This window comes from Kitasatospora sp. NPDC058243, assembly GCF_042882025.1.
GTDB lineage: Bacteria > Actinomycetota > Actinomycetes > Streptomycetales > Streptomycetaceae > Kitasatospora.
This window is the reverse complement of record NZ_JBHVWW010000009.1, coordinates 147,079-163,154: the sequence shown is the minus strand read 5'-3', so window position 1 is coordinate 163,154 and position 16,076 is coordinate 147,079. Positions and strand designations below refer to the sequence as shown.

General features: G+C 72.4%; 13 protein-coding genes. 7 read left to right on the top strand and 6 right to left on the bottom strand.

Annotated elements, in window-relative coordinates:
* Positions 1-246 precede the first annotated feature (246 nt).
* Complete coding sequence (locus ACFVX9_RS09590; RefSeq protein ID WP_159398408.1) at positions 247-1,038, top strand: hemerythrin domain-containing protein; 792 nt, start codon at positions 247-249, stop codon at positions 1,036-1,038.
* 229 nt (positions 1,039-1,267) lie between these two features.
* A complete protein-coding gene (locus ACFVX9_RS09585; RefSeq protein ID WP_063347334.1) occupies positions 1,268-1,675 on the top strand; it encodes a hypothetical protein in 408 nt (135 codons plus the stop codon).
* 87 nt (positions 1,676-1,762) lie between these two features.
* Here the strand turns inward: ACFVX9_RS09585 and ACFVX9_RS09580 are convergent, their stop codons facing one another.
* Positions 1,763-2,326, bottom strand: a complete 564-nt coding sequence (locus ACFVX9_RS09580) for an FHA domain-containing protein (RefSeq protein WP_387981135.1) — start codon at positions 2,324-2,326, stop codon at positions 1,763-1,765.
* Between the two features lie 166 nt (positions 2,327-2,492).
* Positions 2,493-3,041, bottom strand: a complete 549-nt coding sequence (locus ACFVX9_RS09575; RefSeq protein ID WP_380374631.1) for a DUF1697 domain-containing protein — start codon at positions 3,039-3,041, stop codon at positions 2,493-2,495.
* Positions 3,042-3,126: 85 nt separating this feature from the next.
* On the opposite strand from ACFVX9_RS09575, the gene ACFVX9_RS09570 reads away from it, so the two are divergent.
* The gene (locus tag ACFVX9_RS09570; protein WP_380336642.1) at positions 3,127-3,597 is read left to right on the top strand and encodes a pyridoxamine 5'-phosphate oxidase family protein; all 471 of its coding nucleotides are present in this window, start codon (positions 3,127-3,129) and stop codon (positions 3,595-3,597) included.
* A 57-nt stretch (positions 3,598-3,654) separates the two neighbouring features.
* On the opposite strand, the gene ACFVX9_RS09565 is transcribed toward ACFVX9_RS09570, so the two are convergent.
* Complete coding sequence (locus ACFVX9_RS09565) at positions 3,655-4,011, bottom strand: arsenate reductase family protein (protein WP_363372145.1); 357 nt, start codon at positions 4,009-4,011, stop codon at positions 3,655-3,657.
* A gap of 192 nt (positions 4,012-4,203) precedes the next feature.
* Here ACFVX9_RS09565 and ACFVX9_RS09560 point away from each other — a divergent pair, with 192 nt between their 5' ends.
* On the top strand, positions 4,204-5,421 hold the full coding sequence (locus ACFVX9_RS09560) for a cytochrome P450 (RefSeq protein WP_387981134.1): 1,218 nt from the start codon (positions 4,204-4,206) through the stop codon (positions 5,419-5,421).
* Between the two features lie 217 nt (positions 5,422-5,638).
* Positions 5,639-6,736 (top strand): PP2C family protein-serine/threonine phosphatase, encoded by a 1,098-nt coding sequence (locus ACFVX9_RS09555; RefSeq protein ID WP_380374636.1) that lies wholly within the window; start codon positions 5,639-5,641, stop codon positions 6,734-6,736.
* A gap of 156 nt (positions 6,737-6,892) precedes the next feature.
* Here ACFVX9_RS09555 and ACFVX9_RS09550 read toward each other — a convergent pair whose 3' ends face one another.
* The 3 genes from ACFVX9_RS09550 to ACFVX9_RS09540 all read right to left on the bottom strand — a co-directional run bounded on the left by ACFVX9_RS09550 (position 6,893) and on the right by ACFVX9_RS09540 (position 13,845).
* Positions 6,893-10,186 carry an SdrD B-like domain-containing protein gene (locus tag ACFVX9_RS09550; RefSeq protein WP_387981133.1) on the bottom strand — a complete coding sequence of 1,098 codons (3,294 nt, stop codon included), beginning with the start codon at positions 10,184-10,186 and terminating at the stop codon, positions 6,893-6,895.
* Between the two features lie 540 nt (positions 10,187-10,726).
* Positions 10,727-13,135: an ABC transporter permease gene (locus ACFVX9_RS09545; RefSeq protein WP_387981132.1), complete on the bottom strand. Its 2,409-nt coding sequence runs from the start codon at positions 13,133-13,135 to the stop codon at positions 10,727-10,729.
* Entirely contained in the window at positions 13,132-13,845 is a 714-nt protein-coding gene (locus tag ACFVX9_RS09540; RefSeq protein ID WP_380336604.1) for an ABC transporter ATP-binding protein, read from the bottom strand. Before ACFVX9_RS09540 ends, ACFVX9_RS09545 begins: the two co-directional genes overlap by 4 nt.
* Before the next feature lie 157 nt (positions 13,846-14,002).
* On the opposite strand from ACFVX9_RS09540, the gene ACFVX9_RS09535 reads away from it, so the two are divergent.
* Together ACFVX9_RS09535 and ACFVX9_RS09530 are read left to right on the top strand one after the other, a co-directional pair.
* A complete protein-coding gene (locus tag ACFVX9_RS09535; RefSeq protein ID WP_380374657.1) occupies positions 14,003-15,202 on the top strand; it encodes a sensor histidine kinase in 1,200 nt (399 codons plus the stop codon).
* Positions 15,199-15,882: a response regulator gene (locus ACFVX9_RS09530; protein ID WP_380423223.1), complete on the top strand. Its 684-nt coding sequence runs from the start codon at positions 15,199-15,201 to the stop codon at positions 15,880-15,882. Before ACFVX9_RS09535 ends, ACFVX9_RS09530 begins: the two co-directional genes overlap by 4 nt.
* The last annotated feature ends 194 nt before the right edge of the window (positions 15,883-16,076 follow it).

Genomic DNA, 16,076 nt, shown 5'->3' with positions numbered 1-16,076 from the left:
CTTCCAGCTCCTCTTTGCGCTCTCCACCCCCCGCACCCCCCCTCCCCCACGGCGTTCCGGCAGCGTCCGGAGGCCGGGCGGGCGAGCGCGGGGCGGCTCCCGCGCAGCGCCGTTTCCCCCGCGCGCATGCCTGTGACCTGCGCGTCAATCGGACATTGATTCACTTTTGATCGACTGTGAGCACCTTGGATGGGGCCGCTCCACCGGCTGGCCCCGCCCGCCCCACGACGTCGTGAAGAGAGTGCCATGCCGATCCATCTACTGCCTCAGCCGTCCCCCTCCGTGCCCGAGCAGGCGGGGTCCGGGGTCGACACCCGGGGCGCGGCCGTGCCCGTGCGGGCCGTCGGCGAGGAGCCGGTGACGGCCCGCTTCGCCGGACTGCGGCTGGTGCACGCCGCGCTGCGCCGGGACCTCGCCCGGCTGCCCAACGCCCTGCGGCTGCTCCAGCCCGGCGAGGACGACGCCGGCGAGGCGCTGCTGCGGCACTGGAGCTTCGTGACCGCGATGCTGACCTGCCACCACGAGCAGCAGGACAGCCGGATCTGGCCGATCGTGCGCCGCTTCGCCCCCGAGCTGCGGCTGCTGCTCAACTGGCTGGAGGCGGACCACCACAACCTCGACCACTCGTTCACCCGGGTCACCACGCTGGTGCGGATCGCCAGCCGGGACACCGGCAGCGCCTGGCCGGTGGCGTACGCGATGGAGGACCTGGCGGCCCGGCTGGAGACGCACCTGCGGATCGAGGAGCGCCAGTTGCTGCCCCGGATGGAGCGGGTGGTCCCGGAGGGCTCCCGGCTCGGCGGCCTGGGCGAGCTGATGGACCTGCTGCGCTCGGCGGACGGCCCGGGGACGGCGGACGCGCTGGCCTGGCTGCTGGAGGGCGTGGAACCGGCGCTGGTGGAGCGGCTGTTGGCCGAGTGCGACGACGACGTGGCCCGCAACTGGCCGCACTGGCAGGCCACCTACCAGCGCTGCATGGCGCCGCTGTGGGGCCCGGCCGGTGCGCTGGGCAGCGACCTGGGCGGTGTCGCCGACTGACCGCCGGTCCTTTTCGCGGCCCGTCGATCTACGCGCGTGGCATACCCCTGAGGCATATGCCGAGCCTCTCCGGAATCCGACACCCGCAGTTCCAACTCCCCTCGTCCCCTAGGGGATTCGACCCATCGCCCTCGGGGTCGCGGCTGTTCGGGCGCTCCGGGGCCGGCCAGGGGGTGCGTACCGCCGACGGCCGATGGCGGGGCGCGTCCGGGCGCCTACCGTCGACGCCATGACCACAGCGAGCACCCCGAACTCCCACCGAACCCCTGCCCGGCGCCGTTTCGGGCCCGCCGTCCACCGCCGGGCGCTCCTCGCCGCCGGCGCCGTCCTGGCCCTCGGCGCCGGACTGACCGCCTGCGACGGCGGTGTTGCGCTCTGCCTCGACGACGACAGCTGCGACGTCGTCGTCCGCACCGACGGCGCCGACGCCTTCAAGACCCTCCAGGTCTTCGGCGGCGACCGCACCGTGAAGATGACGGTCGGCCACATCACCGACAGCACGGTCGAGGTGGCGGTCGGCGACGAACGGAAGACCGTCGGCAAGGGCGCCGAGACCGCCGTCGGCACGGCGAAGGTCACCCTGCGCAAGGCGGACAAGGGTGACCGCTACGCCGAACTGCACGTCACCCACGGCTGACACTGCCCGCCCGCCCGCCTGCACGCCCGCCCGCCCGACGCCTCCCCGGCGCCCGCTCAGGCCGTACCGACCGGCCGGGGGTGCGGCTCAGTCGGAGGCGAGCCGGAACTCCAGGTTCCCGAACCGGACCTGGTCGCCCGGCCGGACCCGCACCCCGCCCGCGATCCGGCGCCCGTTCACGTGCGTGCCGTTGGTCGAGCCCAGGTCGTACAGCATCCAGCCGCCGCCCTCGCGCCGCAGCTCGGCGTGCCGTCGCGACACCGAGGCGTCGTGCAGCCGCAGCCCCGAGCCGGGGAACCGACCGATCGTCAACTGCCCTGCCCCGGTCTCCGGCAGGCTCAGCCCGGGCAGCCGTTCGGTGCGCCAGGCCCGGCGCAGCCGGTCCCCGAACGCGGAGACCCGGCCGACCGTCCGCAGCAGGAAGCGCTCGACCGGGCTCCCGGTCGGCAGCCCGGTCATCGCCTCGTCCAACTCGCCCCGGCTGGTGGCGTGCAGGACGATCTCCATCCGGCCGAGGAAGGTGTCGTGCGACAGCCGTCCGCTGCCCGCTCCGTCCTTGAGCACCCCGAGCGCCTGGTCCCGTTCGGCATCCGAGGGGCGGACCGCGCCGGAGGGCCGGACGGCGCCGGTGCGGAACTCAGGAGACGTCATGGCCCGATTGTCGGCTCGGCCGGCTCGGACTGTCCAGATCACGCCGGGTGCCGGCGCACGGTGAGTACGTCACTGCACTCCAGACGCCCGGTGCGCCACCGCGGTTCCGGGCGGCCGGGTGCCTGGGTGCCGGGGTGGGCAGAGCGAGGGGCAGGGGGTCAGGGGGTCAGCCCTTCCGGGCGGCCGCCAGGATCTTCTCGGTGGTGTGCAGGAACCGGGAGGTGACCGTACCCCGGTAGGCCTTGCCGAACAGTTCCCCGGTGACCCACTTGCCGTCCCGCAGGTGGACCACCACGTACGCGGCGCCCGGGTCGGCGCCGACCACCTCGTGGTCGCCCTTCGGCGAGAGGCGGGGGACGGCGAGGTCGGCGGGCAGCGGCTCGGAGAGGAAGGCCACGACCAGCCGGACGTCGGGCGTCACCTCGACGCCCTTGAACGGCTCGGCGGCCAGCAGCGCGGCCACCTCGTCGACCGTCCGCAGCAGCGCGGGCACCGGGTAGCCGAGGGACCGCTCCAGGTGCTCCTCGATGCGCCGGGTGAGGGCGGCGCGGTCCGGCTCGTCGGTGGTGAAGAAGACGTTGCCGCTCTGGATGTAGGAGCGCACGCCCCCGAGCCCCAACTCGGCGAAGAGCGCCCGCAGCCGCTCCATCCGCACCGTCCGGCCGCCGACGTTGATCGCCCGCAGGAACGCGATGTACGTGGTCGTGGTGGTCACCCCGCCAGTCTGGCACCGGCCCCTGACACCCGGAGGTCGCCCCTGGCGCCCGGCGGTTGTCGGTGCCCGGTGCCAGACTGGCGCCATGGTCACCTGGCAGGATTTCGAGCAGCAGGCACCCGAGCTGGCCCCCCTCGTGCGGGCCCGGTTCGAAGCCGAGAAGCACCACGTCCTGGCGACGCTGCGCAAGGACGGTTCGCCCCGGGTGAGCGGTACGGAGGTCGGCTTCGTCGGCGCCGACCTGATGCTCGGGTCGATGTACGGCTCGGCCAAGGCGCGCGACCTCCAGCGGGACGCCCGCTTCGCGCTGCACGCCCACCCGGGGGACGAGACGATGGCCGGCGGGGACTCCAAGGTCTCCGGCCGCGCGGTCGAGATCACCGACGAGGCCGAACTGTCCGCCTACGCGGCCGATCTGCCCGAGCCGCCGCCGACCGCCTTCCACGCCTTCCGGCTGGACCTGGAGCAGGTGGTGCACACCGCCGTGGGGGAGGGCCACCTGTGGATCCTCAACTGGCACCCGGGCCGGCCGGTGCAGCGGATCCAACTGCACTGACCGGCCCCGGACGCCTCGGACGCCTCGGACACGTCGGAGGCTCCGGACGCGGCGCTGCTACGGCAGGACGGACTTGACCGCCTCGGGGGTCCGGGCCACGACGGCGTGGCCGTCGTCCGCGGTGATGATCGGGCGCTGGATCAGGATCGGGTGCTCGGCCATCGCCGCGATCCAGCGATCCCGGTCCGCCGGCTCCCGGGTCCACTTCCGCATCCCCAGGTCCTTGGCGACCTGCTCGTCGATGCGGGTGATGTCCCACGGCTCCAGGCCCAGCCGCTCCAGCACCTGCTCCAGCTCTGCCGCGGTCGGCGGATCCTCCAGGTAGCGCCGCACGGTGTACTCGGCCCCGACGGCCTCCAGCGCGCCGAGCGCCGACCGACACTTGCCGCAGCGCGGGTTGATCCAGATCTCCATACCGGCAACCCTACCGAGCCGCCCGACGGCCGGGCGCCAACCCGCCCGGCCCGGCGCCCCCGCCGGACGCGCACCCGGGCCGACGCCGGGCGAGCCCCCGGCCCGGCCCGGTACCCCCGCCGGACGGGAACTCCGCTGCACCCTCCGGTGGTTCACGCAGCAGGAACGTGGCCTCTGGGAGGGGAGCACCGGATGGACGGCGCGGCGATCATCGAGGAACTGCTGACCAGCGAGGGCCGGGCCGACCCGTACCCGCTGTACGCGCGGGCACACACGCTGGGCGCGGCGGTGCCCGCCGGGCCGGACACCTTCCTGGTGGCCGGCCACACCGCGGCCGACAAGGTGCTGCGCACCCCCGCCTTCGCCGTCGCGACCGCCGACATGATGGCGGAGCTGACCCCGGAATTCGCCGAGCACCCGTCGATGGCGCTGTTCGGCCGCTCGATCCTGCAGCGCAACGCGCCCGACCACCCCCGGGTCCGCTCGCTGATCGCCTCGGTCTTCACCGCCCGCCGGGTGGCCGCGTTGCGCCCGGCGGTGGAGGCGGCGGTCGCCGGGCTGCTGGACGAGATGGCCGAGCAGGGCGCCGACGGCTCGCCGGTGGACTTCATGGACGCCTTCGCCTTCCGGCTGCCGGTCGGGGTGATCTGCGAACTGCTCGGCGTCCCCGAGCAGGACCGCTACCGCTTCCGCGACCTCGCCTCCGACCTCACCGTCGCCCTGGAGTTCATCGACGACCGCTCCGAGCTCACCAAGGCTGACCAGGCCGCCGACGAACTGGCCGGCTACTTCACCGAGCTGGCCGCCGAGCGCCTCGCCCGCCCGCAGGACGACCTGGTCACCGACCTGGCCCGGATCGCCGCCGACGACCCTGAGCGGCTGCCCGCCCGGGAGCTGCTGGCCAACCTGGTACTGCTGCTGGTGGCCGGCTTCGAGACCACCACCAACCTGCTCGGCAACGGCCTGGCCCTGCTGTTCCGCCACCCGGAGGCGGCCGCCGGGCTGCGCAGCGGCGCGATCACCCCGGCGGGCTTCACCGACGAGGTGCTGCGCTTCGACTCCCCGGTCCAGCTCACCTCCCGGGTGGCGCTGGCCGAGGGGCTGGCCGTCGACGGGCTGCCCGTGCCGGTCGGCAACGTGGCGCTCCTGCTGCTCGGCGCGGCCAACCACGACCCGGCCCGGTACGACCGTCCGGAGGTGTTCGACCCGACCCGGCGGGACAGCCAGCCGCTGAGCTTCGGCGGCGGCCCGCACTACTGCCTGGGCGCCCAGCTGGCCCGGCTGGAGGCCGAGGTCGCGGTGCCCGCCCTGCTCGACCGCTTCCCCCGGCTCGCCCCGGGCGGCGTGCCGGCCCGGCGGGACCGCCTGGTCCTGCGGGGCTTCGAGACCCTGCCGGTGATCGTCCGCTGACGACCCTCTCGCCGCTGACCGCCAGTCGGCCCGCCCGCCCCGCCCGCCGGCCGGGGCGGGTTCCGTCACCGTCCGTCGACCGGCCCTGACGCCCCGCTTCCGGGCCCGGTCGGCCCCGGAAACCGGGACGTTCGGCCATTCGTGGCCGGGTCCTCCGTAGGAGAGCATGGAGGGACGAACCGGTCATACCGGACCGGTCGGGCAGGAGGACTCCACCGTGCCCGTAGCACCCCGCCCGGAGCATCCGGCGGCCGTGGAACCCCGGGCACCGCGCTGGGTGCCCTGGCTGCCGGTGCTCCTGCTGCTGCTCGACCTGGCCGCCGAGGCGATCGTCCCGGACGCGGTCGCGGCCGGCTTCCTGCTGACCGCGCTGCCCGTGGTGGCGGCGTTCAGCTACGGCCCGGCGCTGACCGCCACCACCACGGTCGGCGCCCTGGCGCTGCAACTGGTGCTGGCCGTGCGGGCGGGCCACATCAACGAGCAGCACCACGTCTGGGTCTACATCGCCACGCTGCTCTCCGGGGTGATGGGCACCGCCCTGTCCTGGCAGCGGACCCGGCAGAACCGCACCCTGCTGCACGCCCGTACCGTCGCCGAGACCCTGCAGCGCACCGTGCTGCGCCCGGTGCCCGAGCGGGCGGGCGGCCTGCGGGTGGCCGGCCTCTACCGCCCGGCCCAGGCCGAGGTCCTGGTCGGCGGGGACCTGTACGAGGTGTGCGACACCCGCTTCGGCGTCCGGGTGCTGCTCGGCGACGTCCGCGGCAAGGGCCTCGGCGCCGTCCGTACGGTGGCCGACGTGCTCGGCGCCTTCCGGGCGACCGCCCACGACACCCCCGACCTGGTCGACCTCGCCGACCAGCTGGACCGTGCCGTCCTGCGCGACGCCGCCGACCGGGGCGACGACGAGCTGTTCGTCACCGCCGTCCTGCTGCAGTACCGGCCGGGCTCCGACTGCGTGGAGATCGTCAACCGGGGCCACACCACCCCGCTGCTGCTCACCGAGCACACCATCACCCCGGTGTCCTGCGCGGACGAGCTCCCGCTCGGCCTCGCCCACCTCGGGCCCCCCGACGAGCGCGGCAAGCCGACCGCCGTCGCCCTGCCCCCGGGCCACACCGTCCTGCTCTACACCGACGGCGTGAGCGAGGCCCGCGACGCCACCGGCGCCTTCTACCCGCTGGCCCCCCGGCTGGCCGCCCTCGGCACCACCTCGCCCGACCGGCTGGTCTCCTTCCTGGCCCAGGACGTCCACGAGTACGCCGGCCTGCTCGCCGACGACCTCGCCGTCCTGGCGCTCACCCCGGAGCGCCCGTAGGCCTTCCCCGGGTGAACTCCCGCAGCCCGAGCCCCCGGTTCCAGCCCTGCCTGCCTGCCTGCCTGCCCGCCTGCCCGCTTCCGACAACGCGCCAGTGGCGCCGCTGGGGGCGGCGCCACTGGTGTCGGTCGGGTGTTCAGTTGTCCGTCGTCGGTGTCAGCTGTGTCGTCCGGGTCGGCGGTAGACCATCGCGCACAGCGCCACACCGCCCAGGACGGCGAGAGCGCCGAGGGCTGCGATCAACGCGTCGGGCGCCGAGCTGCCGGTGTTGGGCAGCGTCCCGCCGCTCGCCGACGAACTCGCGCTGTGGGTCGGGCCGGCGGTCGGGGTCGTACTGCCGGACGGGGTCGCGGTCGGCGAGGGGGACGCCGACGGCGTCGGCGAGGGCGAGGACGTCGGCGACGGGGACGGGGACGGGGACGACGTCGGGGACGGCGAGGAGGACGGCGACGGGGAAGGGGAAGGGGACGGTGACCCGGTGGGGGTGGTCGGCAGGATCACGCCCATGTCGAGGTCGAGGTCGCGCTGCCCTCCGCTGAGCGTGACGGTCTGGGTGATGCCGGTGGCCGGGTCGGCGTCCGAGTCCTTGGCCGGATCGGTGCCGACGCCCCGCTTGGTGACGGTGGCGCCGGCGGGCAGGGTGGACAGGTCGAACTGCACCGCGTAACTGCCGTCGGGCAGGTGGTCGAAGAGGTAGTGGCCGTTCTGGTCGGTCACCGTGGTGACCGGCTTGCCGTTCTTGTCGCGGACGGGCTGGCCGTTGCCGTCGAGCAGCTTCACGGTGACGCCGGCGATGCCCGGGTCGCCGGGCTTCTGGATGCCGGAGCCGTCCACGTCCTGCCAGACGAAGTCGCCGAGCGCGTTGTCGGAGGGCTTGATCTGCTTGACGGCGACGCCGACCTTGGCCGGCTCGGCGGGCAGCAGCTGGCGGCCGCCGGCGTCGGTGGCGGTGAAGGCGAAGCTGTTCCAGGCGTACTCCCCGTCGGGGGCGTCCACCGAGGCGACCATGGGCCAGGTCAGGGTGAAGGCCTCGCCGGAGGCCAGGCTGCCGGGGCGGCGGACCCGGAACCAGGTGGCCGTTCCCGGGCCGGGGAAGGTGCTGCTCCAGGTAGCGCCGGCGTTGCAGCCGGTCCGGTTGACCAGGGCGGCGTCGACGCACGGGTTGGGGTCGGTGGTGTACTCGATCCCCACGGTCGGGTCGCTGGTGGTGATCGGCTGGCTCAGCGACGGGGTCCAGGCGCTGCCGCGCGGAGCGTCCTGGGTGAGGACGTAGTTGTCGCCCGGGGTGGGGAGCCTGTCGTAGGCGATGAAGTCGGTGACCGGGTCGGGGGAGTCGTTGCGGACGGTCATCCGGTAGGAGATCCGGCCGCCGGGGGTGGCGCTGCCGATGCTGACGTAGTCGGCGTCCAGGTCGCCCATGACCTCCTTGTACGAGCGCAGCACGCTCGGCACGTCCACCTGGATCCGGGAGGAGTCGTGGCACATGAGCTCGGAGGTGTCGCCGTTGCCGTTGAGGTCCAGCAGGTCCGGGACACCGCTGTCGGAGCCGGAGAACATGCAGGCGACCGGCGCGGTCGGGTGGTCGACGGTGACGTAGAGGTCGTTGGTCAGCTCGCCGGAGCGGATGCTGCTGGCGACCTGGACGTCGAAGAGCATCCGGTAGGCCAGCGCGTCGTGCAGGTACATCATGTCGGGCGCGCCGGGCGGCCATTCCATCCGGACGATCTGGCGGCCGTCCGGGCCGGGGGTGACGGTGATCGACTGGGGGGCCTTGGCGTCCGGGTAGGCCGGGTCGGGCCGGGCCGAGCCCTCGACGTAGACGACACCGGCCGGGAGCACGTCGTACAGCACGAGCGGGCGGGTCAGGTCGCGACCGCTGCGGTTGTACGGGATCACCTGGAAGGTCGCCATGCCGCCGGGCGCGGAGAGCTCGCCGGCGACGGTGGTCTTGGCCGCGCCGAGGTTGGTGGCGGCGGTGACGGTGGTCGAGGCGCAGGCGTTGGCGGCGGAGGTGCTGGTGCCGTCGCCGGCGGTGGTGTCCAGACAGTTGGTCAGCGGGCTGGGGGCCGGGCGCCCGTCGTGGCCGGGGGTGACGACCTGGGCGATCACCTGCACCGAGTTGCCCGGGCTCCAACCGGTCGGGATGGGGCCGTCCCAGGTGAACCTGAGGCCGTCGAGCCGGCGGCCGGCCGGGATGCCCAGCTCGTCGCGGGCCGGGTCGCCGGCGCCCTGGACGAAGGTGATCCGGCGGGTGCTGGAGCCGTCCAGCGGGCTGGACGGGCTGAAGGTCAGCCAGGTCGGGTCGCCGTCGAGGCGGTACTGCAGGGTGAGCCCGATGCTGGTCGGGTTCCACGGCTCCAGCTGGAGGGACTGCGGGAAGAGCCAGTTGTACAGGCCGTCGGTGGTGCCGGCGCCGGGGTCGGTCATGGTCAGGCTGGTGGCCGGGCCGGAGGTGTTGGTGGCCGACAGGCTGAAGGAGTTGATGTCACCGGAGGTGACGCCGTCGCGCCACACCTTGCTGGCGGTCACCGTCACACCGGTGGCCGGGGGCCGGAACTGGCCGGTGGTGGTGCCGGCGGTGTCGAGCTTGCGTTCGGCGTCCGGCCCGATCGGGTCGCCGTACAGGTCCACGGTGTTGTCGGAGGTCGTCCCGTCCGGGAAGTCGGCCTCCGGGTAGTTGACGACCAGCACGCCCGGCAGCCGGCAGCCGCCGCGGCCGTTGCCGGAGCGGAACTCCCCGATGTCGTAGCCCCAGGTGTTGGGGCCGGGCGCGACCTGGCTCCAGCCGGGCGAGCGGCCGGTGTCCACCACGGCGCCGGGCGGCAGGGTGTCCAGCAGCCGGCTGGTGTCCAGGTCGACGTTGGGCACCAGGTCGGTGGCGCAGGCGCTGAACTGGTAGGTGACGGTGCGCCCGTCGCCGCTGGAGGTCTGGATGCCCTTGGTCACCGTGTACTGCGGCTGCACCTGGGCCTTGGTGTCGGCGGAGGCGGTCTGGCTGGGCTCACCGGTGGCCGTCATGGTGGCCGAGTTGGTGGAGGCCGCCCCGTCGGGGGTGGTGAAGTTCGGGTACTTCATCGTCACCGTGATGGTGGCGGTGGTGCCCGGACTGAGGTCCTTGAGCCTGATGTCCATGGCGCCGCCCATCGCCCCCGCGGCGGGCACGGTGGAGGCGGCCTGGTCCACCGACGAGGGGTCGGGCGTCCAGCCGACGAACTGCATGTTCGACGGCAGGGTGTCGGCGATCCGCCCGTTGGTGCACTCGGTGATGGAGCAGGTGTACCGGAGGGTGTAGGTGACGTTCTCCCCCGGGGAGGCGGTCGCCTTGTCGACGGTTTTGGTGAAAGAGATCGCGGCCTGGGCCGGCGGCGCCAGCACGCTGCTGCCGAGCAGCGAACCGGCCAGCAGGGCCAGCACCGAGGCGATCCGCCCGGTCCGGAAGTGAATGCGCATCTGGGAAGTTCATCCGACCGCCCGACCGTCCTTCCCCCGACGCAACGCACACCCCCCCACTTCCACCCGATCGGCCGCACCCGCCGACAGGGCCCCGTCGCGCCCGAAAAGAGCGCGCCGGGGCCCTGAACAGGCTCCATGCCCGCACCGGCAACCGCGATTTAGAGGTCGTAGTGCAGCTCGAAAATGCCTCTGAGCTGCGCAAATGATGGTCGCATGGAAGATCATTTCACAACCAGTGCACACGCGGGGGCTTCAGCGGATGAGATGAGTCGAGAAATGCGGAGCAGTGACGAGGGATCGCGTTGGCTGGTCGCTGCAGGGCGCTACGCAGTGCTACCGAACTTCGAACCGGCTCGTATGCGCCGTCCACATTGCTCGCGTCATCCAGTGCCTCTGTGTTGAGGCGAAACGCCGGAATGCCGACCTCTCGAGGGTGTCAACCGGGGGAGGTCGGCATTGGCGTTCTTGCCGCGCCGTGCAGTGCCCAGCACTGCTTTTGCCGCGGCGACCAGCGGCTCTGCTCGGTCCTACTCGGTCCTACTCGGTCCGCAGCGCGGTGGCGGTCCGTGACCGGGCCGCCCAGCCGGCCGGCAGCAGTGCCCCGAGCAGGGCGATCACGATCCCGCCGGCCAGCAGGGGGATGAGCAGCCCGGCGGTGTAGGTGTGGGTCACGCTCGGCGGCAGGTGCCGGCCGATCGCGTTCCCCATCGGGTTCAGCGTCGCCTTCTCCACCGCGACCCCGAGCGGGACCCCGATCAGCCCGGCGATCAGGCCGGTGAGTGTCACCGAGGTCAGGACCATCGCGATGGTCTGCTTGGGTGTCATCCCGAGGGCCTTGAGGATCCCCAGATCATGGACCCGCTCCCGGGTGTCCTGCACCACCATGCTCAGCACCCCGAGCGCGGCGACCGCGATCATCATCAGCGTGAGCGTGGCCACCAGGGCGCCCATGGTGAGCACCACGATGTTCTTGCCCGAGCTCGAGTTCGACTGGACCGAGGCGTTCAGCGGGGTCAGCGCGGCGGCGGCCGAGGTGGACCAGTCCGATCCGTTGACGTTGTCGGTCAGCTCGACGTTGAACTGGTCGATGTGCGGGGGCAGACCGGCGGCGGTGAAGGTGGCCGCATCCGTCATGACGGTGTAGTCGCCCTGGTTGGTGTCGAAGTTGATGCCGACGACCTTCAGCGGCAGTTGCTTGTTCTGCTGCGTCACGGTGACGTCGTCACCGACGTGGATCCCCGCCGTCGTGGCCAGCTTGTCGCCGACCACGGCCTCGCCGGGCGCCGAGTACCAGCGGCCGGACACCAGCTCCAGGTGCGTCCAGGAGAAGTCGCCGGTGACCGTGAACACCTTCGGCGGTTCGCCGCCGGGCGGAGCGCCGACCATGGCCGCGCCGCTTTCGCCCCAGCCGAACGCGGCCTTCGTGCCCGGGATTCCGGCGAGCGCGGCGGCCACCTCGGCGGCGTCCAGGTGCGGGGTGCGCGGGTCGTTGGGGCCGTAGAGACCCCAGGGCACGCCCACGTCGGCTGTGGGTATCACGATCTCCGACGCGACGTTGAAGCCTGAGGTGCTGGCGTCCAGGTACTTGTTGAACCCGGTCCCCAGCCCCACCGCGAACGTGGCACTCACCACGCCGAACAGCACCGCCGTACCGACCAGGACGGCCCGGGCCGGCCGGGCGAACGGCTGGGCCAGCCCCAGCGACATGGCCCGGGGCAGCGGCAGCCGCGAGGCCAGACGCTGCGCCGCCTGACCGCCCCCGGCCTTGGGGGCGCGGCCGACCACCAGGGCCCGCACCGTCGACATCCGGCCGGCTCGCAGTGCCGGGATCAAAGCTGTGACGCCGACGATCAGCAGGGTGCCCAGCGACACCACGGCGCTGACCCACGACGGAATCGTGGTACGGGCCGCGCCGAGCTGCTTGGTGGCCCCGTCCAGGATCGGCACAGCCAGGAGGTTGCCGAAAACCGTGCCGAGCACCACGCCGAGTGTCGCCGGGATCATGGCCTGCGCGGTGTAGGCGCGGGCCACCTGCGAAGGGGTGAAGCCCAACGACTTCAGAATCCCGATGCGCCGGATTCCCGAGGCCACAGCCCCGCTGACCACGATCGAGATGATCAGCACCGACATGAACAGCCCGAGGATCCCGAAGCCGATCAGGAACGGCACGTAGGCCTTGGCGTTGCCGGTCGCCTGCTGCTCCGTGGTCAGGTACGACTGTCCGCCCTCGACCGCGCCGGCCGGCGCGGCGGCGGCCACCGCCTGCTTGTCGGTGGCGATGTCGGTGGCGGTCCCGGCCTCGGCGAACCGGTAGAGCATCTGCTCGTCGGACTTGGCACCGGCGGCGGTGAGCCGCGCGAAACCGTCGGCGGTGGCGAAGGCGGTCGCGCTGTCGGTCACCGAGCCGCCGAAGCCGACGACCTTGAACGACGGCTTGCCCGGCAGGGAGGAGAACACCACTGAACTGCCGAAGCAGTCGGTGGCATAGTGCTGCCACGGCAGGGCGATCTCGTCCGGGCTCGTCGGCCAGCGCCCCTGGGTCAGCGCCAGTTGGTCCATCCCGGAGGTGCTGCCCAGGTCGGGCCGGGTGGTGACGGTGATCGGATGGTTGTCAGTACCGGCGAAATCGTTCTTGGGGCAGTCCGTGCCGATGGTTGTGTCCAGGGCGGCGGCGACCGGGTACGGCCCGGCCGCCTCGGTGACGCCGGCGGCGTGCGCGGTGGCGGTGGCCTGCGCGGCCGTGACCTTCGAACTGTCGAACTGGACCGCCAGGTGCGCCCCGTTCCGGGCACTGAAAGCGTGCTCGAACGGGGCCTGCACGACAGTCAGCAGACCGAGGGAGAGTACTGAGGACGTCACCGCGGCGAACGTGGTCAGGGCCATGACGATGGACTGGACCCGACGGCGGCCCACGCCGGAACGTACGACCTTGCCCAGGGCGCTCACCGGACCGCTCCCGCCGAGCTGTTGACGGTGGCGCCGCCGGCGGTGTTGACCACGTCCCGCTCGACCGCGCCGTCCACCAACTCGATCGTGCGGCGCGCGGTGCTCGCGGCCAACTGCACGTCGTGGGTGACCAGCAGGATGGTCTGGCCATCGCTGTTCAGCTCCAGCAGCAGCTGGCGCACGTCCTCGGCCGAGCTCGAGTCCAGGGCGCCGGTCGGCTCATCGGCCAGCAGCAGCGCCGGCTCGTTCATCAGGGCCCTGGCCACCGCCACCCGCTGCCGTTGCCCGCCGGACAGCCGCTGCGGATAGGCATTGACATGCCGGTCGATGTCCAGCGAGCCGAGCAGCTCGACGGCCCGCCGCTGCGCTTCGCGCTTGCCCATCCCGGCCAGCTGCGCCGGAACCATGACGTTGTCCAATACGGTCAGGTCGTCCAGCAGGTTGAAGAACTGGAAGATCATGCCGATGGAGGCCCGGCGGTACTTCGCCGAACCGGCCTCGCCGAGCTGGTCGACGCGGGTGCCGTCGACGGTCACGGTGCCACTGGAAGGCTTGTCCAGACCCGCGATCAGGTTCAGCAGCGTGGACTTGCCACTGCCGGAATGGCCGAGGATCGCCACGCACTCACCAGCCGCCACGGACAAGGTGACGCCGGCCAGTGCGGGCGGGCCGTCGTCGTACTTCTTCGTCGCGTCGCGGAGGTCGATCATCGGTGCATTCGTCATGGCCATGAACCTAGGAACGGACCACGATCCACCGCGTCGGCCGGCGGATGTCACCTCTTCCCAGGTCATCGGCCCGGGGGCGTATCCGGCGTACATCCCCGGGGCGACGCGCAGAGCCGATGCCACTGAATACGATCTCCGTATGGAACAGCTTCTCCAGCGTCTCTCGACATCGAAGCGCGTGACCTGGCTGACGTCACAGGCCGTGGTACTGGCCACTGCCTGCTTGTACGCGCTGATGCTCCCCTTGACGATGCCGACCCCTGAGAACGGCCTGTTCCGGTTCCCCGACCTCGAGCCCGCCCAGATGATCGGTCTGTACATCGTGCTCGCCCTGCCGGTTCTGCTGGTGCGCCGCCTGCCGGCGGCGGTCTTCGCGGCGGTCCTGGGCGAAACAGTCCTCGGCGACGCCTTCGGCGCGCGGCCCTCGATCGTGTTCGTCCTGCTCGTCGGCTTGGGCGGGTACCTCGCCGTCCGGCGGCCGAAGGCTGCCGCCGTCGGCTCCGTCGCGGGCGTCGCGGCCGCGCTCGTCAACGACATCCACACCCGCGAGCAGTCCGTCAGCGACGCGGTCCAGTGGGCCGGGGGGTTCGCGTTGTGGTTCGCGGTCGCGTGGGTCTTCGGGGGCGTGTATCGCAAACGCCGTGAATACCTCGAAGCCCTGCAGGAGCAGACCGCGGCCCGCGTCGTCTTGGCCGAGCGGCTGCGGATCGCCCGCGAGCTGCACGACAGCGTCGCGCACAGCATCGGGATCATCACGGTGCTGTCGGGAGCGGCGGCGCGGGTCGTGGAGACCAAGCCCGAGCAGACGCGGCAGGCGCTGACCGGCATCGAGACCACCAGCCGGGAGACGCTGCTGGAGCTGCAGCGCATGCTCGGGGCGCTCCGCCGCGCCGAGCCGGATGACGCCATGCCGCAGGCCGCTCCGCTGGCGCCGGCCAGCAGCCTGGCCGACGTCCCGCAGCTCGCCGAACGCACGGCCGGCGCCGGGGTGCGGGTCCACGTGACCTGGCGGGGCGAGCGGCGTCCACTGCCGCCGGAGATCGAACTGTCGGCGTTCCGGATCGTCCAGGAGTCGGTGACGAACGTGGTGCGGCATTCCGGTGCGCGGACGTGCCGGGTCGCGGTCGGTTACGAGCCGGAAGGGGTGACGATCGAGGTGGTGGACGACGGGGACGACGGTCTCGGCGGCCCGGGCCGTCCGAGGTTCACGGCGGGGGCCGGCGGCAGCGGCTTCGGCCTGCTCGGCATGCGCGAGCGGGTGACGTTGCTGTCCGGCCAGTTCAGCGCGGGCCGGCGTTCGGAGGGCGGATTCCGGGTGGCTGCGAGGCTCCCGGCATGAGCGTGCGGGTGCTGCTGGTCGACGACCAGCCGCTGATGCTGGTCGGGCTCGGGATCCTGATCGGCGACACCGACGACCTGGAGGTGGTCGGCCAGGCCGGCGACGGCCGCGAGGCGGTGCGCCTGGTGCGTGAACTGCGGCCGGACGTCGTGGTGATGGACATCCGGATGCCGGATATGGACGGGATCGAGGCGACCCGGCAGGCGACCGCCGAACCGGACCCGCCCAAGGTCTTGGTGCTGACGACCTTCGACGACGACGAGTACGTCTACGGCGCACTGCGCGCCGGGGCCAGCGGATTCCTGCTCAAGAGCATGGCCCTGGACGCGATCCTGGGAGCGATCCGTGTGGTGGCCGCGGGCGACGCGCTGATCGCACCGAGCGTGACCCGACGGCTGATCGCGGACTTCGCCGGGACGTCCCGTCCCGCGGCCCCCGAACCGGACGCCGAGCCCGCTGCGGACCCACGTCTCCTCGCGGGGATCACCGACCGGGAGCGCGAGGTGCTGGCACTGGTCGGACAGGGACTGTCGAACACTGAGATAGCCGAGCGGCTGGTGATCAGCGCGGCGACCGCGAAGACGCATGTCGCGCGCCTGTTCGCCAAGCTCGAAGCCCGGGACCGCGTCCACCTGGCGATCGTCGCCTTCGAAGCCGGACTCATGCCGCGTAGACGGTAGGGACAGGATCAGAAGAACGAGGCGGCGCTGCCCGAGCCGCCGGCACTACACAGAACTCCTGCGGAGATCGAACCCAGTGCACTCTCATTCCACATCGCGAGCCCCAGGGGTGTCGCAGCCGACCCCTCTCCAGGCGTTTCCGCAGGTCAGAACCTCGTCTGACCTGCGGAAACGATGAGAGGTCGAACTGCGTT